The organism is Streptomyces yatensis (assembly GCF_018069625.1).
Lineage (GTDB): Bacteria > Actinomycetota > Actinomycetes > Streptomycetales > Streptomycetaceae > Streptomyces > Streptomyces yatensis.
The window spans coordinates 180,076-199,709 of the sequence record NZ_CP072941.1 but is presented as its reverse complement, the minus strand read 5'-3'; the positions used below and the strand labels follow the sequence as shown (position 1 = coordinate 199,709).

The 19,634-nt window shown below is 69.0% G+C and carries 17 protein-coding genes, 2 pseudogenes and 1 other annotated feature; of the genes and pseudogenes, 14 read left to right on the top strand and 5 right to left on the bottom strand.

What is annotated here, in order from left to right:
- Positions 1-14 precede the first annotated feature (14 nt).
- The 3 genes and pseudogenes from J8403_RS00940 to J8403_RS00930 all read left to right on the top strand — a co-directional run bounded on the left by J8403_RS00940 (position 15) and on the right by J8403_RS00930 (position 2,069).
- The gene (locus J8403_RS00940) at positions 15-983 is read left to right on the top strand and encodes an alpha/beta hydrolase (protein ID WP_211121370.1); all 969 of its coding nucleotides are present in this window, start codon (positions 15-17) and stop codon (positions 981-983) included.
- A 66-nt stretch (positions 984-1,049) separates the two neighbouring features.
- A pseudogene (locus tag J8403_RS00935) lies at positions 1,050-1,562 on the top strand (FAD-dependent oxidoreductase); the annotation flags it as partial.
- 150 nt (positions 1,563-1,712) lie between these two features.
- The gene (locus tag J8403_RS00930; RefSeq protein WP_211121369.1) at positions 1,713-2,069 is read left to right on the top strand and encodes a hypothetical protein; all 357 of its coding nucleotides are present in this window, start codon (positions 1,713-1,715) and stop codon (positions 2,067-2,069) included.
- A gap of 152 nt (positions 2,070-2,221) precedes the next feature.
- Here J8403_RS00930 and J8403_RS00925 read toward each other — a convergent pair whose 3' ends face one another.
- The gene (locus tag J8403_RS00925) at positions 2,222-2,929 is read right to left on the bottom strand and encodes a hypothetical protein (RefSeq protein WP_211121368.1); all 708 of its coding nucleotides are present in this window, start codon (positions 2,927-2,929) and stop codon (positions 2,222-2,224) included.
- Positions 2,339-2,388: a sequence feature (sul1 is cis-regulatory element that is thought to sense ions involved in sulfur or methionine metabolism; They are found in Alphaproteobacteria), on the bottom strand. It overlaps the preceding gene by 50 nt.
- 24 nt (positions 2,930-2,953) lie before the next feature.
- On the opposite strand from J8403_RS00925, the pseudogene J8403_RS44535 reads away from it, so the two are divergent.
- A pseudogene (locus tag J8403_RS44535) lies at positions 2,954-5,323 on the top strand (Tn3 family transposase); the annotation flags it as partial.
- A 162-nt stretch (positions 5,324-5,485) separates the two neighbouring features.
- Here the strand turns inward: J8403_RS44535 and J8403_RS00905 are convergent.
- On the bottom strand, positions 5,486-6,193 hold the full coding sequence (locus J8403_RS00905) for an SDR family oxidoreductase (RefSeq protein WP_211121365.1): 708 nt from the start codon (positions 6,191-6,193) through the stop codon (positions 5,486-5,488).
- A gap of 61 nt (positions 6,194-6,254) precedes the next feature.
- Between J8403_RS00905 and J8403_RS00900 the strand changes: the two genes are divergently transcribed.
- The 3 genes from J8403_RS00900 (at position 6,255) to J8403_RS44245 (ending at position 7,568) form a co-directional block, all read left to right on the top strand.
- On the top strand, positions 6,255-6,677 hold the full coding sequence (locus J8403_RS00900; RefSeq protein ID WP_211121364.1) for a MerR family transcriptional regulator: 423 nt from the start codon (positions 6,255-6,257) through the stop codon (positions 6,675-6,677).
- An 83-nt stretch (positions 6,678-6,760) separates the two neighbouring features.
- Positions 6,761-7,132, top strand: a complete 372-nt coding sequence (locus tag J8403_RS43340) for a recombinase family protein (RefSeq protein ID WP_343245358.1) — start codon at positions 6,761-6,763, stop codon at positions 7,130-7,132.
- Positions 7,133-7,436: 304 nt separating this feature from the next.
- Positions 7,437-7,568 (top strand): hypothetical protein, encoded by a 132-nt coding sequence (locus tag J8403_RS44245; protein ID WP_281427893.1) that lies wholly within the window; start codon positions 7,437-7,439, stop codon positions 7,566-7,568.
- A 169-nt stretch (positions 7,569-7,737) separates the two neighbouring features.
- Here the strand turns inward: J8403_RS44245 and J8403_RS00890 are convergent, their stop codons facing one another.
- The gene (locus J8403_RS00890; RefSeq protein ID WP_246586284.1) at positions 7,738-9,714 is read right to left on the bottom strand and encodes an ATP-binding protein; all 1,977 of its coding nucleotides are present in this window, start codon (positions 9,712-9,714) and stop codon (positions 7,738-7,740) included.
- Between the two features lie 261 nt (positions 9,715-9,975).
- Between J8403_RS00890 and J8403_RS00885 the strand changes: the two genes are divergently transcribed.
- From J8403_RS00885 to J8403_RS44680, 3 genes are all read left to right on the top strand, one after another.
- Positions 9,976-10,923 carry an aldo/keto reductase gene (locus J8403_RS00885; protein WP_211121362.1) on the top strand — a complete coding sequence of 316 codons (948 nt, stop codon included), beginning with the start codon at positions 9,976-9,978 and terminating at the stop codon, positions 10,921-10,923.
- A 59-nt stretch (positions 10,924-10,982) separates the two neighbouring features.
- Positions 10,983-12,506: a GMC family oxidoreductase gene (locus J8403_RS00880; RefSeq protein WP_211128018.1), complete on the top strand. Its 1,524-nt coding sequence runs from the start codon at positions 10,983-10,985 to the stop codon at positions 12,504-12,506.
- Between the two features lie 342 nt (positions 12,507-12,848).
- Complete coding sequence (locus tag J8403_RS44680) at positions 12,849-13,076, top strand: transposase domain-containing protein (protein ID WP_211121361.1); 228 nt, start codon at positions 12,849-12,851, stop codon at positions 13,074-13,076.
- 454 nt (positions 13,077-13,530) lie between these two features.
- Here J8403_RS44680 and J8403_RS00870 read toward each other — a convergent pair whose 3' ends face one another.
- Positions 13,531-14,406, bottom strand: coding sequence for a cyclase family protein (locus J8403_RS00870; RefSeq protein WP_211121360.1), 876 nt, complete (start codon positions 14,404-14,406; stop codon positions 13,531-13,533).
- A 1,007-nt stretch (positions 14,407-15,413) separates the two neighbouring features.
- On the opposite strand from J8403_RS00870, the gene J8403_RS00865 reads away from it, so the two are divergent.
- The 3 genes from J8403_RS00865 to J8403_RS00855 all read left to right on the top strand — a co-directional run bounded on the left by J8403_RS00865 (position 15,414) and on the right by J8403_RS00855 (position 18,058).
- On the top strand, positions 15,414-16,001 hold the full coding sequence (locus J8403_RS00865; protein ID WP_211121359.1) for a TetR/AcrR family transcriptional regulator: 588 nt from the start codon (positions 15,414-15,416) through the stop codon (positions 15,999-16,001).
- A 78-nt stretch (positions 16,002-16,079) separates the two neighbouring features.
- The gene (locus J8403_RS00860) at positions 16,080-17,486 is read left to right on the top strand and encodes an amidase (RefSeq protein WP_211121358.1); all 1,407 of its coding nucleotides are present in this window, start codon (positions 16,080-16,082) and stop codon (positions 17,484-17,486) included.
- Between the two features lie 140 nt (positions 17,487-17,626).
- Complete coding sequence (locus J8403_RS00855; RefSeq protein WP_246585622.1) at positions 17,627-18,058, top strand: type 1 glutamine amidotransferase family protein; 432 nt, start codon at positions 17,627-17,629, stop codon at positions 18,056-18,058.
- Between the two features lie 416 nt (positions 18,059-18,474).
- Here J8403_RS00855 and J8403_RS00850 read toward each other — a convergent pair whose 3' ends face one another.
- On the bottom strand, positions 18,475-18,960 hold the full coding sequence (locus J8403_RS00850) for a MarR family winged helix-turn-helix transcriptional regulator (protein ID WP_211121357.1): 486 nt from the start codon (positions 18,958-18,960) through the stop codon (positions 18,475-18,477).
- Between the two features lie 104 nt (positions 18,961-19,064).
- On the opposite strand from J8403_RS00850, the gene J8403_RS00845 reads away from it, so the two are divergent.
- Positions 19,065-19,628: an NADPH-dependent FMN reductase gene (locus tag J8403_RS00845; RefSeq protein ID WP_211121356.1), complete on the top strand. Its 564-nt coding sequence runs from the start codon at positions 19,065-19,067 to the stop codon at positions 19,626-19,628.
- Positions 19,629-19,634 lie beyond the last annotated feature (6 nt).

Here is a 19,634-nt window from a genome sequence, read left to right as displayed (position 1 = left end):
CCGAGGAATCGCCGATGGCCAGGACGCACCCACCGCTCGACCCTGAGCTCGCCGCAGCGCTGACGGTCGTACACGAACACCTATCACCGACCATTACCGCCGAGGACATCGAGGAACTGCGAGCCAACCCCATATTCGCGGTCCCGGACGAGGCCCTGACGCGCAACGGGACGCTCCAACTGCAGAACTTGTCCGTACCCGGCCCGGCGGGCGCTCCGGAGGTTTCGCTCCTCGTCCTCAAGCCGGTGGGTCTGGCGGCAGGAGCGCCCATCCTCTACTACATGCACGGCGGCGGCATGATCATCGGCAACAACCGCACCGTAGCCGGCGGCGTGCTGGACTGGGCCGTCGACATCGGCGCCATCGTGGTGTCGGTGGAGTACCGCCTGGCACCGGAGCACCCCGACCCGGCGCCGATCGAGGACTGCTACGCGGGTCTGCTGGGCACCCATAGACTCGCCACGGAGATAGGCGGTGACCCGAACCGCATCGTCGTCACCGGGGCGAGCGCCGGCGGCGGGTTCGCGGCCGGCGTGGCGCTTCTCGCACGCGACCGCGGTGGCCCTCAGCTGCTGGGTCAGTTGCTCATGTGCCCGATGCTCGACGACCGGTTCCTCACACCGAGCAGCCAGGAACTGGACGGCGAGGGCCTCTGGGACACCACCAGCAACATGACCGGATGGAACGCGTTGCTCGGCGAACACAGAGGTGGCAGCGACGTCAGCATCTACACGGCGCCTGCGAGGGCGACCGACCTGACTGGCTTGCCCAGCTCCTTCATCGACGTCGGCTCTGTCGAGACCTTCCGCGACGAGGACATTGACTACGCCGCTCGGCTGCTGCAGGCCGGTGTCCAGACCGAGTTGCACGTCTGGCCGGGCGGTTTCCACGGGTTCGACGGCATCGCGCCACAAGCTGCGCTGTCGCAGACCGCATCGGCGACCCGCAGCGCCTGGCTCAGGCGACTCTTGGCCGCGGGCTGACAAGCAGCAGGACGACGTGATCTGCACGCGCGTGAACACCTGGAGATGGCGGGCCAGGCCATCCCGATGCCGGGCGGCACGTCCGGCAGTTCGCTGGGTCTGCTGGGCGCGGCGACCAACGCGCCGACCGACGGCAGCGGGGCGGTCTACGAGGCCGATCCCTCGGAGAAGTCCCGCACGCAGGGCGGCCGGCTCGACATCCACGAGGCCGACGGGCAGCGCGCGCTCGCCGACGCCGGCCTCACCGACGAGTTCCGCGCGATCATCCACGAGGGCGCCGAGGCGTCGCGTGTGCTCGACCAGCACGGCAAGCTGCTGCTCGACGCCCCCGACGACGGCACGGGGCGGCGTCCCGAAGTGCTCCGCGGAGACCTGCGCCGCATCCTGCTCGACTCCCTTCCCGATCAGACGGTCCGGTGGGGACACAAGGTCACCGGTGTCCGGCCCCTCGGCGACGGCCGACACGAGCTGGCCTTCACCGACGGCACGACCGTGACCAGCGGCCTCCTCATCGGCGCCGACGGCGCCTGGTCGAAGATCCGCCCACTGCTTTCCGACGCCGAACCCCGGTACACCGGCCTCGGTACTGGTGAACTCGCGTAATCAACTGTCGCGAGTACTGCTGCCCAAGCGGTCGTTGTAGTCACTGTGTGTGCTGGGGCGTCGCAGGGACATGGTCTGCGCTGTGCAGCAACTCGCGGTCTGGTCGTCGAGGGCTAACCTGCTCTCATGCCGGAGAAGGTGCCCAAAGCAATCAAGCGTGTGAACAAGCAGGACCTGGTAGGACTGAGCTCGAAGAGCGAGCGCCTCAACCTCGGCAGGGGACGTGATCCTGGATGGCTTGATCAGCACCTGGCGGACGATGCGACGGGGTCTCTGAGAGCGATCCTTCTTGAGCATCCCCCCAAGGTCTGTTATCGCTCCCTCGTCCTGATCAAGCGAGCAGACCGGGAAGTCGAGCACTTCCTGCTCGACGTGCTGCCGGAGGACTTCTACCGGCTTGAGGACCTCGCCGGCGAGGCTTTGCTGACCTTCACGCGCTGGGCGTTGATGCAGATTCCGTTGAGTCCCCTTCCTGCGGAGTAGCGGCTTCAGTCGGCTGACAGCAGGTTCAGATAGTGCTCCGTGGTGTCCAGCCTGGTGGTGACCGCCGGTGGTCACCAGAGGCGTATCGGCTCCAGGTGCCTCCGGCCTCGGAGGCCAGCTTGGCCGTGGTAACGCGGTGGTAGCTCAGAGCCTCAGCGACGACCGGGGCGGGCATCTCCAGGACGTGCTGCCGGATCGCGGCGGTGCGGCCGGCGGTGGTGGGGATGCCGATGTCGTTGAGGAGAGCCGCCAGGACGTCGGGGTGGAGCGGTTGCCCGGCTCGGCGGCCGGAAAAGCCACCGGCAGGCGTTGGTCCCGGTGTTCTTCATGTTGTCCCGGTTGTCGATCCAGCGGAATAGGAGTTCCGCTAGCGGTTCGGGAACGGGGGACGGAGGCTCGCCGAGCCGGAGAAGGGTCTGCTGGTCGCCGCAGGTGATGTCGTCCAGCGTGAGGCGGACCGCGCGGCTGAGCGGCTGGGCGTAGAGCAGGACGATGCCTCCCGCGACCCGGGCTCGCAGAGGCAGGCTCGGGTCGGTGAGAAGGCGCCCGATCAGCTCCAGGCGCTCGGCCTGTGGCATGGGTGCGGCCCGGCTGATCTGGGCTGGAGACAGCCGGAAAGGCCGGGTGAGCTTGCTGGCCGAACACCACAGCAGGAAGCAGCGAATGCTGTTGGGGGCGTATTCGTTGTGCTCGACGTGCCAGGCGTCGACGCCGGTCTGACCGCAGGTGGCGAGAGTGTGGTCCCGGTCAGCTAGCCAGCCGAGAAACGCGGTGGCCTGCTTGACCTGATCCGCGACATGCCTGCGGGCAGCGGGTGTGATCGGCTTCCTCTCGGCGCGGGTCCGTAGCAGGGGCAACACTTCCCAGGTCTGAACCGCACCGGCCGAATAGCCGCTTTGGCCCGGTACGCGCTGGGGTCGAAGGCGCCGCTGCTGGAGCGGGCGGCGGAGCCCAAGCGCACGGCGATGCTCACCGCGGTGATGCGGCACCTGGAGGCGAAGGCGATCGACGAGGCCCTGGACCTGTTCCAAGTCCTGATGGCCGCCCGCCTGCTGAACACGGCGAAGCGCAAGTCAGAGAAGGAACGGCTGTCGACGTTGCCGCAGCTGGAGAAGGCGTCGCGGGTGCTCGCGCGGGCGGCGAAGGGGCTGCTTCAGGAGCTGGAGCTGGTCGAGGAGCAGGAGGCGGCCCTGGACGCGGCCGCGCTGTGGGCGGCGGTGGAGGAGGTCGCCCCGCGCGCGGCCGTGATGACCGCGGCCGTCACGGTGGTCTCGCTGGTGCCCGAGGACGAGAACTCGGCCGAGGTCGCCATGCGGGCCGCGCTCGCCAACCGGTACGCCACGGTGCGCCCGTTCCTCGCGTTGCTGGGCGAGTCGAAGGCGCTGGACGCGGCGAGCGCCGGGAAGCGGGTCCTGGCCGGGGGTGCGCGGCCTTCCGGCGCTGGCGCGGCGGAAGGTGGGCGTCAAGCCGCTGCTGCCGCGCGAGGTGGACGACAAGCTCGTGCCGCCCGCGTGGCGCAAGGCGGTGTACGCCAACCCCGACCTGCCGCAGGGCGCGGTGGACCGGGACGCGTACGTGGTGTGCGTGCTGGAGCAGCTGCACCGGGCCCTGAACAACCGCGACGTCTTCGCCTCACCCCCGCACCGCTGGTCCAACCCGCGCGCCCCGCCTCCTGGACGGGCCCGACTGGGACGCGGTCGAGGAAGACGTCCTGGCGGCCCTGAGCCTGGACATGTCCGTCACCGAGCACCTGGCGGAGCTGGTGCGCGGCCTGGACGCCGGATGGAAGCAGCTCGCCGAACGCCTGGAGGAAGCAGGGCCGGCGGCGAAGGTCTCCATCGAAGTGCAGGACGACGGGCGGGTGAAGCTGAACGTCGACAAGCTCGGCGCACTCGGCGAACCGAAATCCCTGACCTGGCTGCGCCAGCGAGTCGAGAAGATGCTCCCGAAGATCGACCTGCCGGACCTTTTGTTCGAGGTGAACGCCTGGACCGGGTTCCTCGACGCGTTCGTCCACCTCGGCGACGGCACCACCCGGATGAAAAGACCTGCCCACCTCGGTGGTCGCGCTGCTGGTGTCCGAGGCGTGCAACATCGGCCTGACCCCGGTGGTCAACCCCGGCTACGAGGCCCTGACCCGGGCCCGGCTCGTGCACGTCGACCAGTACTGCCTGCGCGCCGACACCATCGCCGCCGCGAACGCGCGGCTCATCGCCGCCCAGGCCGACATCCCGATCGTGCAGTTCTGGGGTGACGGACTGCTCGCCTCCGTGGACGGGCTGCGCTTCCAGGTGCCGGTGCGCACCATCAACGCCGCCCCGTCGCCGAAGTACTTCGGGTTCAAGCGCGGCATCACCTGGCTCAACGCCGTCAACGACCAGGTCGCGGGCATCGGGCAGATGGTCGTCCCCGGCACCCCGCGCGACTCCCTGCACATCCTGGACGCCCTGCTGAACCTCGACGGCGGCGTGAAGCCGGAGATGCTGGCGACCGACAACGCCTCGTACTCCGACATGGTGTTCGGCCTGTTCAAGATGCTCGGCTACAACTTCAGCCCCCCGTTCCGCGACCTGGACGACCAGCGGTTCTGGCGGGCCACCATGCCCGGCATCGAGACCGGTCACCTACCGCGTGGTGGAGGACCTGGCCCGCAACCGCGTGAACCTGAACAAGGTGATCACGCACTGGCCGGACATGCTGAAGGTCGCCGGTTCCCTGGTCACCAACCAGGTCCGCGCCTACGACCTGCTGCGCATGTTCGGCCGCGACGGCCGCCCGACCCCGCTCGGGGCGGCGTTCGCCGAGTACGGGCGGATCGCCAGGACCGAGCACCTGCTGCGCGTCGTCGACCCGGTCGACGACACCTACCGCCGTCAGATGAACCGGCAGCTCACCGTGCAGGAGTCCCGCCACAAACTGGCCCGCGACGTGTGCCACGGCAAGCGCGGCACCATCCGCCAGGCGTACCGCGACGGAATGGAGGACCAGCTCGGCGCGCTCGGCCTGGTCCTCAACGCCATCGTGCTCTGGACGACGAAGTACATCGACGCCGCCGTCGCCCAGCTCCACGCCGAGGGCCACGAGATCCGTGATGAGGACATCGCCCGCCTGTCCCCGCTCAAGCACCGCAACCTGAACGTGCTCGGCCGCTACAGCTTCACGGCCTCCACTCCGGCCGCCGGCGCCCTGCGCCCGCTGCGCGACCCTGACGCGCCGTCCTGGACGAGGACGACGACGGGGGCGGGTCGGATTAGTCGTGGCCAACCAGGGCGGTGACGAGCTTGCGGGCCCTGACCTTGGGCAGCCGCTTCGCGGCCGTCGCGTACCGCTGCCGGGGAGCGCGGAGCGATGCCGCTGCCCTTGGTCACCTTGTCGAACCGGGCACCAAACCACGTCACACCGGGTAAATCACAGGCTCAGGAGACGAGGAACTGCTGGAACTGGCTGGCGAACTCCCTCGGGTCCTTGCTCAGTGAAGCCTTGACCATTTCGGTGAACTCATCGACAACGACCTCGAACACCTCGGCCTCGACGCCATCGAGAGCGGCTCGCGCGACGTCCGCCGCGGTCATCTTCGGTACATCGAGGCCCTTGGTCATGTCGGTGTCGGCAGCCCCGAGGTGCACCGAGGTGAGACGGGTTCCCTGTCCGGCCAGTTCCTGGCGCAGCGCGTTGCCCATGCTCCACACGGCGGCCTTGGAGACTGCGTACGCGCTGGCCCCCGGGAAGACGAACCATGACGCGGACGAGGCGATGTTGAGGATCGCGCCTCCACCATTGTCAGCCAGGACCGGCGCGAAGGACCGGATCATGGACAAGGTGCCCCAGAAGTTCACGTCCATCGTGGCGCGGACGCGGTCGAGATCGCCGAGCAGGGTTCCACCTCCGATGCCGGCATTGTTGACCAGCAGGTCAACGTCACGAGCCTCCTGGGTGACGGCTGCGACGGAATCGGGATCGGTGATGTCGAGGGCGAGAACCTCCACGCCGTCGAGATCGATGGACTCGGTCCGGCGGGCAGTTGCGTAGACCTTCGCGCCCCGCTCGGCAAGCTGGGCTGCGAGGTGGCGGCCGATGCCGCGGTTGGCTCCGGTGACGAGCGCGGTCGCTCCGTTGATGTTCATGCCCGTACGCTAGAACCTCACGTCGGCGTGAGGTGCAAATCGGGAACAGCCAGGAGGGGCAATGCGTATCGGAAAGGTCGCCGAACGCGCGGGGGTCAGCGTCCGCGCGCTGCGCTACTACGAGGAGCAAGGGCTCGTCGTCGCCGCCCGCGGCGCCGGGGGCCAGCGGGACTACTCCGATTCGGACGTCGAGCGGGTGAAGTTCATCCAGCTCCTCTACGCGGCCGGGCTGCCCAGCAAGGCGATCCTGCACATCCTGCCGTTCCTGGACACCCTCGTCGCGACACCGGAGATGACGCAGCGGCTCACGGAGGAACGGGACCGCATCCAGGCCCGACTGCACGATCTGACCCGGGCACGCCACCGCCTCGATGAGCTGATCAGCCTTGCCGCCCAGTACACGGAATCATCGACGGCACAGTGTCCACCGCGTGCACGCTCCCGCCTGACCGGGGCCTCCTACATAGCTACCGGATCGCCTTGAAAAAGACGCCCCGGGCCGTGACAGGGTTAAACGACAGATAGGGTCCCGATCCTTCGTACGGAAGGGGCCTAGCGGCGGCGAACCTGGTCTACAAGCGGGTCTCGACCGACCAGCAGTCAACCGCCCGGCAGAACCTCGTCCTGGACGAGGCCGGGATCGAGGACCCCGTCGTCTTCGAGGAAGACCCGGGCACCTCCAGCCGTCTCCATCCCCTCCAGCGCCCGAAGTTCCGCGCGCTCCTCGACTACGCACGGCCCGGGGACACCGTGCACATCTCCGAGATGTTCCGCCTCGTACGCGGCACCGGACACATCCTCGACGTGCTCGACGTCCTCCACCGCGACCGCCTCGCCCTGCGTATCCATGACGGCGCGTTCTCCGCGATGGACCTCACCGCCCGCCACCCGCGCACCGGCGAACTGCTGTCCACCGTGAAGTTCATGGTGCAGACGTGAAGTTCATGGTGCAGACCCTCGCCGCCGCCGGCGAACCCCAACGCGATCTCCAGCGGGAGCTGACGTACGACGGACTGCGCGCCGCCGAGGCCAAGGGCGCGAAGGGCGGTCGCCGCCCCGCCGTGGCGGCCGCGAAGACCGATGACGTACGCACCGCGTACCTGGCAGGCCGCTCCATCGCGGCCCTCGCCCGCGACCACGGCGTCAGCCGCGGCGCCTCCGTACTGCCGCCGCCGACCTCCTGCCCGACCAGACCCCCACCGAGGAGGACGCGCCTGCCCCGGAGCTGCCGGTCACCCTCGACATGCGCGGCAAGGTCGCCGACTACCTCCGCACCACCGACCTGGAGCCCGCCGAGCGCACCGCGCTCGACCAGGGGACGACCGTACGGCGCGGCCAGGGCTACACCCTGCGCGTCAGCGCCCTCACGCCCTGACCATCATCGTTCTCAGCGCCAACCGCTGTACCGATGTTCCCCGAGGCCGGAGAAGCCCCCGCTACTGCCCCCGCTACGGCATCCGAGATTGCCGTGACGCTCGCCTTCACCACCGTGACCTCGGTACCAGGGGCCAGATGCCGAGCACAGCGTCGTCGGCCCCGGAAGGTCATGGTCTGCTCGTGCGGTGCCCGGTCTCGGCCGCCCACAGCCACTCGGTGATGCTGGTGACCGCCCGGTCCCGATGACGGCGATAGGTGTTGAATGACAGGTGGAGACTCTCGGCGATGCGTTCCTGGGTGGTGACGGGGTGCAGGAACGTGCGATCCGCCAGGACCCTCAAGTTGGGCGGCAGCACGCTGACCGCCGTCTCGAGCAGTTCTCGCAAGGTTTCGGCGGGAGCATTCCCGTCGCGCTGGTTCTGCCGTACGGCCCGCGAGCGCAGCAGGGGATTTTCTTGTAGCAGGTTCGGCGTGCGCAGGTCGCGCAGGGCGGCCTGGACGGCCTCGGCGAATTGCGGCTCCGAGAGCACCGTGTTGTCAGTGCCGTCGGCTGCTGTGGCCAGTGCGCCGGCTTGACGCGCGTGGAGGATCTCCAGCCATTCGTCGACATCGGTGCGGCGCCAGTCGTGTGCGAAGACCGGGAACCGGGTGCTGCCGATGGTGTATTCGGCGCCTTTGGCGGGCTCGAAGCCGAGGTTGTGCATGGTGGGTGCCCACAGAGCGGGGTCGGCGTACGCCCCTACCAGCGTCCATGCCGTGTTGTGGTGGGTCAGGGCGTCGAGGGTCTGGCAGGCGGCGAACAGGGTGACCGAGGGCGACGCGAGCTGGCCGTGGTCACGGTCGAGGAAGAAGCGCCAGGCTCTCACCCGCTCCCCGGTCCGGGGCGCGCCGTGTTCATGCGCGTATCGCCACATCGCGTTCACTCCTGGGTCCACGCCCAGGTCCGTTTCGGTCAGCTCCAGGCACGCGGCGTAGCCGCGCGGCTCCCCTGAGACGGTGCGGAAGACGCGGAACGCCCCGGGACGGCGGTCCAGCCAGTAGGCGGCCAGTTCGGCCTGCTCTTCCCCCTGCCACGCGGTGGTCATGGCGATGATCGGCGCCCGGTCGCCGTCCTGCAGGGTGTCGGCGTATGCCTGCATCGTCGCCGGCGGATTCGAGCACGTCGCCACTTTGGACCGGGAGCCCTCCACCGCGATCACGTCCGCCAGCAGCTGGATCTGCTCCCGCTCGTCCGCTGTGGCAAGGATCCGGGCTCGCAGCGCGACGGAGAGCCGGCGGCGCATCTCGGCATAGCGGGCACCGTCCCGCCAGCGCAGATCCGCGTCGAGAGCGTCACGGGCCACGTCGTGCGGGTACAGCCCGTTCGGGCCGTCGTCGATGAACGGCAGCGTGCGCAGCCACGCGAACAACTTTTCTGCCTCGTCGCCGAGCACCGCGCGCAGCAGGTCCGCGGTGGTGACGGGCGCATGCGCGCATAGCTCGAGCGCCGCCCGGTGCAGCGGGCTCGGCGCCTCGTCGACAATCTGCGCGAGCAGCGCGCCGACGACGGAGGGAACATCGCCCAGCCGGTACGGTTCGGCGCCCTTGCCCACCGCGTCGACCAGCATCGACAGCAGAAGGGGATGGCCGTGGCTGATGGCCAGCAGCCGGTCGTGGAGCTTCTCGGGCACCCCTTGAGCGGCCAGGTACGCTTGCCCGTCCGCGGGAGGCAGGTTCCCCAGTGCGATCTCTCGCATCAGATGTCGCCATGCGGGATCCGCGTACCACCGGGGGCTCGGCGCCCGGCGCCCGGCGATCACCACCAGCGCATCGCCGGGCAATGACGGCAGGTACCGCTCCCGGACCCAGTCATCGAGCGGCTCCAGCAACTCGTACGTATCAATGAACAGGACCTCGCCGTCGGCGAGCGCGGGCAAGACGTCCGGACCGAGCCGCAGATGCCGGGCATCCACGCGAACCGCGGAACGGCCGGCGTCCGCCGCGATGTCCGCGAACATGTCGAGCAGGGCGCTCTTGCCCACCCCGCCCGGTCCGTGCACGAACACCAGGCCGAAATCAGCCAGCGCGGACCGGAACAGCCTGACTTCCCGTTCACGCCCGACAAATGAGCGCCGCCGCAGGTCCCGGAGCCGTTCGCCAAGCATCGTCACGACCCCACGCTACCTGACCGAATCAGCCGGATCGCCTGCTGTGTTGGCGGTGATCGGCCTCCCGTGCCCCGGCGGAATGGCTCCGGCCACCCGGGCGGCCCGGCCGCGGGTGCACCTGTCGGCCGACCGGGTTGGGCAGCGGATGGGCACCGCATGGGCTGTCGGCCGCCGGTCGCCTTGACGACGATGGTGCCGCAGGCAACCGAGCCGACGGGGCCCTTGTCCCGGCACCGCTGACTGCCCGAAAGGACGAAAATGACCGCCATAGGAACTGGCATCGACGTGTCCCCGCTCGCGCTGGGCGGAACCACGTTCGGCTGGACCAGTGACGAGGCCACCTCCCGGCAGGTCCTGGACGGCTTCCTCCATGCCGGCGGCAACCTCATCGACACCTCCGACAGTTACTCGGCCTGGGCGCCGGGCAATTGCGGTGGCGAGTCCGAGACCATCATCGGTGCGTGGATGGCCGCCCGCGGCAACCGCGACCGCGTCATTATCGGCACCAAGGTCAGCCGGCACCCGGAGTTCGCCGGACTGTCCGCCGCCAATGTCGCGGCCGCCGCCGATGCCTCGCTCAAGCGGCTGGGGACCGGCTACATCGACCTGTACTGGGCCCACTACGACGATCCTGACGTGCCGCTGCAGGAGACCGCCGAAGCATTCGACGCGCTGGTCCGGGCGGGCAAGGTCCGCGCGATCGGCGTGTCCAACTACACCGGCGAGCGCATCCGGGAATGGATCACCATTGCCCGCCGCGAGAACTACGTCGTGCCCGTAGCGGTGCAGCCGCTGTACAACCTGGTCAAGCGCGAGGCATACGAGCGGGACATCGCCCCGGTCGCCGCCGCCGAAAATCTCGCTGTCCTCCCCTACCAGGCCCTGGCCAGCGGCTTCCTCACCGGCAAGTACCGAGCCGAGTCCGACCTTGCCGGCGGAATCCGCCAGTACATGGCGCGCGGCTTCTACAGCGAGGCCGGGCTCGCCGTGGTCGGTGTTCTCGAGGGTATTGCACGCGAGCACGGCTCTACCCCGGCGGCCGTTGCGCTTGCCTGGCTGCGCGGGCGCCCCGGCGTGGCGGCCCCGATCGCCAGCGCTCGCACGCTTGATCAGCTCGCTTCGATGATGGCCTTCACCCGCTTGCAGCTGACCGCTGACCAGCGCTCCGCGCTCGACGACGTGTCCGCCCGTGTCCCCAGTGTGTGACCCGGCCCCTTTCAACGGTATTTCGCACGGCTATCCACATCCTGACGGAGGGACATGAGGTGGACAGTTTTGATTTTGTCGTCGTAGGTGGCGGGACGGCCGGGTGCGTGCTGGCCGCCCGTCTTTCCCAGGATCCCGGGGCATCGGTGCTCTTGCTGGAGGCAGGGGCGGCCGCGCCCCCCGCGAACGCGGCCGATCCGAGGGCGTGGATGTCTCTGTGGGAGTCTCCTGCCAGCACGGGCGGGGTCCCGCCGGGCCAACCGACCGCGGGTTCTACCGATCCGATCCGGCGCGGCCGGGTGCTGGGCGGCTCGTCGGCGATCAACACCATGATCTTCGTGCGCGGTCACCGGTCCAGTTACGATCGGTGGCCCGAGGCGGGCGCAAAGGGGTGGGGCTTCGCTGACCTGCTGCCGTACTTCATGCGCACCGAAACCGCTTCTGGACGTGACCCCGCGGTCCGCGGCACCTCGGGTCCGCTGGCCGTTGCCCCGGCGAGCCCGCCCGGCCCGGTGTTCGAGGCCTGCCTTGACGCGGCCGGGGAGGCGGGGCACCGTCGGGCGGATGACATCAGCGGCGGGCTTGAAGAGGGCTTCGGCCTGCCTGACCTGAACATCGTGGCAGGCCGCCGCCAGAGCGCCGCCGATGCGTACCTGGCCCCGGCGGAGAGCCGCGGCAACCTTCGGGTCGTGACCGGGGCGTCGGTCCGCCGCGTCCTGGTGCACCGGAGCCGCTGTGTCGGCGTCGAGTACGGCACGGGCGACGAGATAGTCCGGGCCGGGTGCACGGGAGAGGTCGTTCTCGCCGCAGGCGCCATCGGATCGCCTGCGCTGCTGCAGCTCTCCGGGATCGGCCCCGTCGGCGTGCTTCGCCCGCACGGCATCGAGGTGGTCGCGGATCTGCCCGGCGTCGGTGAGAACCTGCAGGACCATCCGGGCGTGGCCCTGGCCTACGCGCCCGGCCAGCCGCTGCCGGCGGCCGGGAACAACGGCGCCGAGGTCCTGGGCCTGCTGCGCAGCGGCCCCGATGTGGGATACCCCGACCTGCAGATCGCATTTTCCGAGGTCCCGGTGCCCGCGCCCACCGATGGCCGGCCGCAGGCGGTCTTCGCCGTCCTGGCATCGCTGATGCAGCCGTTCAGCCGGGGGGCGGTCCGGCTGGCCGGCGCCAGCCCGGACGTCGCTCCCGTGGTGGACCCGTGCTACCTGACCGATCCCCGGGACCTCGACGCCATCGTCAGGGGCCTGAAGATCGCCCGGGACATCCCGCGGACTGCTCCCCTGAAGCCCTGGCTCGCGCGGGAACTCCGGCCCGGCCCCGAAGCCGGGGACGACGCGGCACTGCGCGCCTACGCCACCGCAGCGGTCTCCTCTTGCTTCCATCCGGTGGGCACCTGCCGGATCGGGACCGACGACATGGCGGTGGTCGATCCCGAGCTGCGGGTGCACGGCATCAGCGGGCTGCGGGTCGCCGACGCGTCCGTGATGCCGTCCATTACCTCCGCCAACACCAACGCCACGGTCTACGCTATCGCCGAGCGGGCCGCGGAACTGATACGGCTGGCTCACGGGCACGGGCGGTAGCAAACGGTCATGGCCGACGACGGTCTGGACCAGTAGCAAGGCCGTGAAGTCAACGGGTCTTGCGGGGTTGTCCAGGAGCCGGTAGGTGAGGGTTTGGCCGGGCGGCATGAAGAGCGGAGCCCCGGTAGAACTGGCAGTCGACCAAGACAGCCGCTCACAAAGACCGGAGGCTCCGCTGTCCGGACAGCCTGCCATTACCCGTGCCGTCACGGTGGCCGGAGGCCGGTTTGCGCCCGGTCATCTCGGTGAACTCACCCAAGCTTGTGCCCTTCGAGATGGTCGACGAGGCGCTGAGCGCCACCGGGCCGTTCAGTCGCGGTTGGGGGATCTGCCCTCCGGGTCGTGGTCTACCTGGCCCTGGCCGCGTGCCTGTTCCCAGAGGTGGGATACCCCGGCGTGTGGCGCAAGCTCACCGGGGCGCTCGTCGGCTTACCGCTGGCCGCGCCCACGGCGAGCGGGCTGGCGCTGGCCCGCGGCTGTCGAGCACTTCGCCGGCACGAGGGTCGACCTCACCTACGAGGAGGCGCTTCGGCAAGCAACCTCCTAAGGGCCGGAGTTGATCGTGTGTGAGGCGTTCGACTTCGTCGCGCCGATGGTCGCGGCCGCCCAGGACGTCCCGTGGGCGGCCCTGGGGATCAGCGGTGTAATACCGGCGGACCTCATGGCACAGATGCGGAAGCGCTGGCAGGAGGAACTCGACCGGCGCTCCCTCGTCGGCACGGAGCGCCTGGCCTACCTGGCCGCCCTTCTCGCCGAGGCCGTGCTGCGCGCCGCCGACGATCATGCACATAGGCGAGGTGAATCACGCCCTCTGCCTGGGACGCGCCGCGCCGCAGACTGTTCACATCCTCCAGGTCGCCTTGGTGCCCCCGGGCGCCGACCGAGGCAGCCGCGCGGCGCCGGCGTCCGAGCGGGCCATGCCGATGGATTCGGTCGCATACCCCAGGGGCCACCACGACTGCAGGCACGGCTGTTCCGGCCGGCCGCGGGGCACTGGTCCCAGGAGGCGCCCGAGTGGTGTCCGTCAGAAGACGGCCAGCGGGTTGACCGGGACGCCGGTCAGCCCGTGGATGCGTGGGGGTGCCACCACGAACAGGAAGGCGTGGCGGTTCAACTCCGTGCATACGGCGGCCAGTTCCTCCACCTCCGCCACGTCGATCAGGGGCATGCCCAGCAGTGGCAGAGCGACGCGGTGCAGCGGTGCGGGCGCGGCCGTTTCCAGGGGTGGGTAGGCGTCGCCGAGGTCGCCGGCGTACAGGGATACGCCGCGCTGGTGCATCCACCGCACCGCGTCCAGCGTGACGCCCGGCAGCGGCTTCTCGAAGTCGACGACATCGGCCCATCCGCCGCGCAGCACCAGGGCGTCCCCGGATTCCAGCCGTACGCCCTGGCGGGCCTCGGCCGCCTCGAAGTCCTCCGGGGTGATCGGGTGCGCCGCGGGCAGCGGGCCGTCGAACGCCAGGTCGAGCAGGACGCCCCGGGTGGAGATGCCGGCGGCGAACGCCGCGGTGGAACCGTGCCGTACGCCGGCCGGTGTCACGCTCTCGGCGAGGGGATGTCCCGGGTAGACCTTGCCGTCCAGAACCTGGTGCCCCAGGGCGTCGATGTGGGTCGAGCTCACGTGATGGTTGGTCACCAGGATCATGTCCACGGTCGCGGGCACGTCCCCGGCGTACTGCATGATCTGCTGGACCGGCGAGCTGTCGCGGGCGAGGGGCGCGAAGGGCCCGCTGACGAACGGCGTCGGCCGGATCGGCCGGGCCAGCGACACCGTTCGTCCGGTACGGGCCTGTGCGGCACCCCTGGCCCGGGCCTCCTCGGTGATCAGGTTGAGCGTGCCCAGTTCGTCGTCCGCGCCCCATCGGCCCCAGTTGCTCGGCAGTTCCTGGTCGTTGGCCATGTCGGTGATGTCCTCTCTCTGTCGTCTTGCCCGTGGTGGTGGGATCGGGGGAGGAGGCGGTCGCCCCCCCCTGCGTGTGTGCGTCGTCGGGAGATGAGCACTCCGATCAGGTCACTGCCGACAAGCGGCAGGTCCTGTTCGCCGAGGACGTGCCAGGCGTTGGCGCGACCGAGCCGGTCGAGCCGGGCGCAGGCACCGGCGGGAGGGTCCCGCTTGTCCCGCAGTCACCGCTGCTCGAGCCGGCCAGACCTCTCAATGGGCCTTCTCCGCCGGGCCGTCGGCCTGGCTGCCTGGGCTGGTTCGTGCGGCTGATCGCTGCTGACCGTGGCTGATCGCTGTCGGTCTCCGGACTGTCGCCGGTGTCTCCGGGTTCCGGAAACGGCCAGACGGTGCCAGAGCCGGGGGAATCGCTTCATCCTTTCGGGTGGCGGTGACGCCCCCGGTGATCGAGATCGTCGAGTCACTGTCGGCGGCGGTCGGCGCGGGGTCGCTTCTGCGAGCGGTGCCGTTCCTGGCGGAGCGGATGGAAGCGCAGGACGGTTCGGCGCAGGAGCAGAAAGCGGAGCGCTGCTCCGGATGCTATACGGAGCGCGGTTCCGTTGTACAGGGTGTCGCCGCACCAACTCCGGCTCCGCCGTCGGGCGGCCTGCCCCGGCGTGCGGCGACGACGTGGAGTGCGGTGTCCAAGATGCCGCCCGGGGCCTCCCGTTCGCCGGCCTCGGCGCCGGTGAGCGCGAACAGGACCGGCGGCGCGACCGGTGCGCCGGGCTCCACGGGCCCGGGCATTGAGGGTCGTCTCGTTCCTGGACCTTGTCAGGGCGGTGTCCGGCCGTCGGGTGACAGCCGGGGAGAGCAGTGAGCCGGCTCTCGGAATGCTGCACCAGGCGTTCGCAGCCGCGGGTGGTTCGCGTGCGTGATCATCCGTGCGAGTGATGCGTCGACGACGATGGTCCCGCTCGCCGGCCAGCCGACTAGACGACTGGTCTAATCCGAGCTAGGGTCGAGTTATGGTGGTCAAGCAGACGAACACGCGACAGGTCATACTCGACACGGCCCAGGAGCTGGTGGCCCAGAAGGGGTACGCGGCTGTGGGGCTTACAGAGGTGCTCACCGCAGCCGACGTCCCGAAGGGTTCGTTTTACCACTACTTCGACTCGAAGGATGCCTTCGGCGAGGCCATGATGCAGGGCTACTTCGACGATTACCTGGCCAACATGGACCGGATCATCGCCGCGCCTGGACGAACCTATGCGGATCGGCTCATGACTTACTGGCAGCAGTTCCGCGACAAGCAGCTCGTCGGCGACTGCCAGGGTCGCTGTCTGGTCGTCAAGCTCGCCGCCGAGGTCTGCGATCTGTCGGAATCGATGCGAGCCGTACTGAAGGACGGCACCGCAGGCATCATCGACCGTGTCGAGACGATGGTCAAAGGCGGCCTCGAAGACGGCTCTCTGTCCATCGAGGGGGCGCCACGGCTCACCGCCGACGCCCTGTACCAAGCGTGGCTGGGGGCGAGCGTACTCGCCAAGGTGAACCGTAACCCCGGCCACCTGGACCGCGCGATGGCGCTGACTCGCCAGATGCTTCACCTCTAATCCGACCAGGGCCGTCCCGAAAGGACCGGCGGAGGCGGCTAAAAAGTAGACCGGTCTAATATCCATAGGAGGAATCTGATGGCCGACAAACTCTTCTACCGCGACGCGACCGAGCTGGCGGAGTTGATCCGTACGAAGCAGGTGTCGTCGGTTGAGGTGGTGCAGGCGCACCTGGACCGCCTCGCGGTGATCAACCCGAAGATCAACGCGATCGTCACGATCGCCGACGGCGCCGTGGACGCGGCGAAGGCGGCGGACGAGGCGCTGGCTGCCGGTGCGGCGGTCGGGCCGCTGCACGGTGTGCCGTTCACGGTCAAGGACTCGTTCGACACGGCAGGCGTGCTGACACAGCGCGGTTCGCCCATCTTCAAAGGCCGCATCCCGGAAACCGACGCCACCAGCGTCGCCCGGATCAAGAAGGCCGGTGGCATCCTGTTGGGGAAGTCGAACCTGCCGGAGTTTTCGTACTCGACCGAGTCGGACAACCTGGTGACCGGGCGCAGCAACAACCCCTGGAACCTCGACCGTACCCCGGGCGGCTCCAGCGGCGGTGAGTCGGCCGCCATCGCGGCGGGCATCGCTCCGTTCGGTCTCGGTAGCGACCTGGCGATCTCGGTGCGCGGTCCGGCTGCGCACACCGGCATCGTCGCGCTCAAGCCGACCCACGGGCGTATCCCGATGACGGGCGTCTGGCCACGGGTCCCGCGCCGCGATTGGCATGTCGGCCCGATGGCGCGCTCGGTTCGCGACGTCGCGCTGGCGTACTCGCAGCTCACCGGCCCGGACGGGCTCGACGGCTTCGCCACCGTTCCGCAGGAGTTCGACACCGGCGTGGGTTCTGGTCTCGGCCGTGCGCTCCGCGTCGGATGGCTGGTCGATTCCGGTCTCGGCCCGATCGACCCCCAGATCGCCGAGACTGTCGAGAAGGCCGCCGAGGCGCTGCGTGCCATCGGTGTGCAGATCGAGCAGGTGACCATCCCTGCACTCGAACGGGACAACCCGCTTGCACTGTTCAACCTGCAGCACGTCATGGAGCTCAAGCCCGCGATGGCCGAGGCGACGGCCGGCCACGAGGACGAGATGTTCCGCATGTCCAAGTCGATGCTCGCCACCCCGAACACCTCGATGGAGGACTACGTGGCCGCCGAGCAGGGCATCGAGCGGCTGCGTGACGGGTTCTCCGCGTACTTCTCGCAGTTCGACGCGCTGCTGCTTCCCGTACTGCCGATCCCCGCGCACGAGCACGGGGCCGAGGAGTTCGTGATCAACGGCCAGACGGTGCCGTTCACGCACATCCAGACCGCGACGGTGCCGTTCAACGTGACCGGCCTGCCGGCCTTGTCGATGCGGTTCGGGACCAGTACGGATGGGCTGCCGATCGGTGTGCAGCTCGCCGCGAACTGGCATGCCGAGTCGACCGTGCTGCACCTGGCATCACTGCTGGAGTCGGTCAGCCCGGTCCGCGACCTTCGACCGAACCTTTAGTCGCTGTCACCCGCGAGATCATGCGCGCGCAGGAGCCGGCGGATCCACGCCGTGACCGCGGCGTGACCATTTGTTTCGGAAGAGACGACCGGTCTACTAAGGAGTGATAGTCATCAAGGTTCTCACCGTTCTCGCCTCGCATGACGAGCTCGGGCACACCGGCAAGGAAGACCGGCTTCTGGCTGGAGGAGCTGGCGGCGCCGTACTACCGCTTCAAGGACGCCGGTGCCGAGATCGTGCCGGCCTCTCCGAAGGATGGCCGGCCGCCGCTGGACCCGAAGAGCAACGAGCCCGGCTTCCAGACCGACGAGACCCGGCGCTTCGAGACCGATCCCGAGGCCACCGCCGCGCTGTCGAACACGGTGCGCCTCGACTCGGTCGCGGCCGACGATGTCGACGCCGTCTTCTACCCCCGGCGGCCACGGCTCCCTGTGGGACCTGGCTGCCGTCGCTGTCGCCAAGATCCATACCCAAGGCAGACGTACCCTTCGGCGGCCACAAGCAGTCAGGTCTGGGGACCGAGCACGGCGATGAAGGCCGACGATTCTTCACCAATCCGAAGACCGTGCTGATCCGCAAGTAAGCGAGCGGGCGGCACCCGGAAGACCGGGCGCCGCCGGCGGCGAAGACTTGCCCCTCATTCCAACAGCTCTCACGCATGGCCCCCGGCCGGGATCTTGGCCGGGGGCCGGGGGCGGAAGCCTCCGCGCCTTGCGGTCGTGCCTCGCCCCCCATAAGCAGGCTCAGATCACGCGGGGCCCCGACCCGAGTTCGCCCGCATCGACACCCAACCCTCTACCTCAAGACCGAACCGCATGCCTGTCTCCCGAGACGGGATAGGAACGGCCAGCTCAGCGCCGTCGAATTCGAACGTCGACATGCTGCTGAGGCATTGGCTGACCTCACACAATCCGCAGCTGGGGTTGCAAGCCCCTCCGAGGCCATCAGACCGGGGCAACTCCCATCCGGCGGGTGGTGGCTCGTCGTTTCAGCCTGCTCTCTCGATGTGGGCGAGCACCTTGTCGGAGATCCGGTGCAGCGTTCGCAGTTCGCCCGGGTCCAGCACGTCGACGAACAGGTCCAGTACCCGGGCCACGTGTCCGGGTGCCGTCTCCGCCAAGTAGGCGTAGCCGGCTTCGGTCAGGATCGCTTGCGTGTAACGCCCGTTGTGCGGGTCGGGCTCGCGGCGCACGAACCCGCGTCGCTCGAGCCGGCCGATCATGTGGGACAGGCGGGACAGCTCCGTGTTGGCCATGACCGCAAGCTCGCTCATTCTCATGCGACGCTCGGGCTGGTCGGACAGGTGCGCCAGTACGTGGTACTCGATGAAGCTGAGCTTCGAGTCCTGCTGGAGCTGCGACTCCAGCGCCGCCGGCAGCCGCTGGAGGAGCTTCATGAACCCGCGCCACGCCGCCAGCTGGTCACCGGTGAGCCAGCGCGGCTCGGACACCTCGGACTCCCCTGGGACAGGCATGTGCGCAGTCTACTGGCGTCACCAAGGATTGACTTGAACATTCATGTGAAGCGGGCTAAAGTCTCACTTGAACATTCAAGTGTGATGGATCGGAAGGACCGTTCATGAGCAACTTGAAGCTGGCCGTCATCCTCGGCAGCACCCGCCCCGGCCGTAACGGCGAAGCGGTGGCGAACTGGGTGCTGACCAAGGCCAAGGAGCGCGCCAATGCCGACTACGAGCTGGTCGACCTGCTCGACTACCCGCTGCCGCACCTGGACGAGGCCGTGCCGGCGAGCCGGGGCGTATACGCGGGCGAGCACACGAAGGCATGGTCCGCCAAGATCAAGGAGTTCGACGGGTACATCTTCGTCACCCCGGAGTACAACCACTCGACCTCGGGGGTACTGAAGAACGCCATCGACTACCTCTACGCCGAATGGAACAACAAGGCCGCCGCCTTCGTGTCGTACGGCTCGCTCGGCGGTACACGGGCGATCGAGCACCTGCGGGCGATCTCGAGCGAGCTGCAACTGGCCCACGTGCGCCAGCAGCTGTCGTTCTCGTTGTTCACCGACTTCGAGAACTTCTCGGTGTTCAAGCCCTCCCCGGTACACGACGACACCGCTTCCGTGCTGTTCGACCAGCTCGAGTCCTGGGCCGGCGCGCTCAAGTCCGTCCGAAGCTGAGCCCTG

Bases quoted from the DNA above. Each gene is read 5' to 3' on its own strand.
- J8403_RS00940 (WP_211121370.1), top strand. From the start codon at position 15: ATGGCCAGGACGCACCCACCGCTCGACCCTGAGCTCGCCGCAGCGCTG.
- J8403_RS00930 (WP_211121369.1), top strand. From the start codon at position 1,713: ATGCCGGAGAAGGTGCCCAAAGCAATCAAGCGTGTGAACAAGCAGGAC.
- J8403_RS00905 (WP_211121365.1), bottom strand. From the start codon at position 6,193: ATGAACATCAACGGAGCGACCGCGCTCGTCACCGGAGCCAACCGCGGC.
- J8403_RS00900 (WP_211121364.1), top strand. From the start codon at position 6,255: ATGCGTATCGGAAAGGTCGCCGAACGCGCGGGGGTCAGCGTCCGCGCG.
- J8403_RS44245 (WP_281427893.1), top strand. From the start codon at position 7,437: ATGCGCGGCAAGGTCGCCGACTACCTCCGCACCACCGACCTGGAGCCC.
- J8403_RS00890 (WP_246586284.1), bottom strand. From the start codon at position 9,714: ATGCTTGGCGAACGGCTCCGGGACCTGCGGCGGCGCTCATTTGTCGGG.
- J8403_RS00885 (WP_211121362.1), top strand. From the start codon at position 9,976: ATGACCGCCATAGGAACTGGCATCGACGTGTCCCCGCTCGCGCTGGGC.
- J8403_RS00870 (WP_211121360.1), bottom strand. From the start codon at position 14,406: ATGGCCAACGACCAGGAACTGCCGAGCAACTGGGGCCGATGGGGCGCG.
- J8403_RS00865 (WP_211121359.1), top strand. From the start codon at position 15,414: ATGGTGGTCAAGCAGACGAACACGCGACAGGTCATACTCGACACGGCC.
- J8403_RS00860 (WP_211121358.1), top strand. From the start codon at position 16,080: ATGGCCGACAAACTCTTCTACCGCGACGCGACCGAGCTGGCGGAGTTG.
- J8403_RS00855 (WP_246585622.1), top strand. From the start codon at position 17,627: ATGACGAGCTCGGGCACACCGGCAAGGAAGACCGGCTTCTGGCTGGAG.
- J8403_RS00850 (WP_211121357.1), bottom strand. From the start codon at position 18,960: ATGCCTGTCCCAGGGGAGTCCGAGGTGTCCGAGCCGCGCTGGCTCACC.
- J8403_RS00845 (WP_211121356.1), top strand. From the start codon at position 19,065: ATGAGCAACTTGAAGCTGGCCGTCATCCTCGGCAGCACCCGCCCCGGC.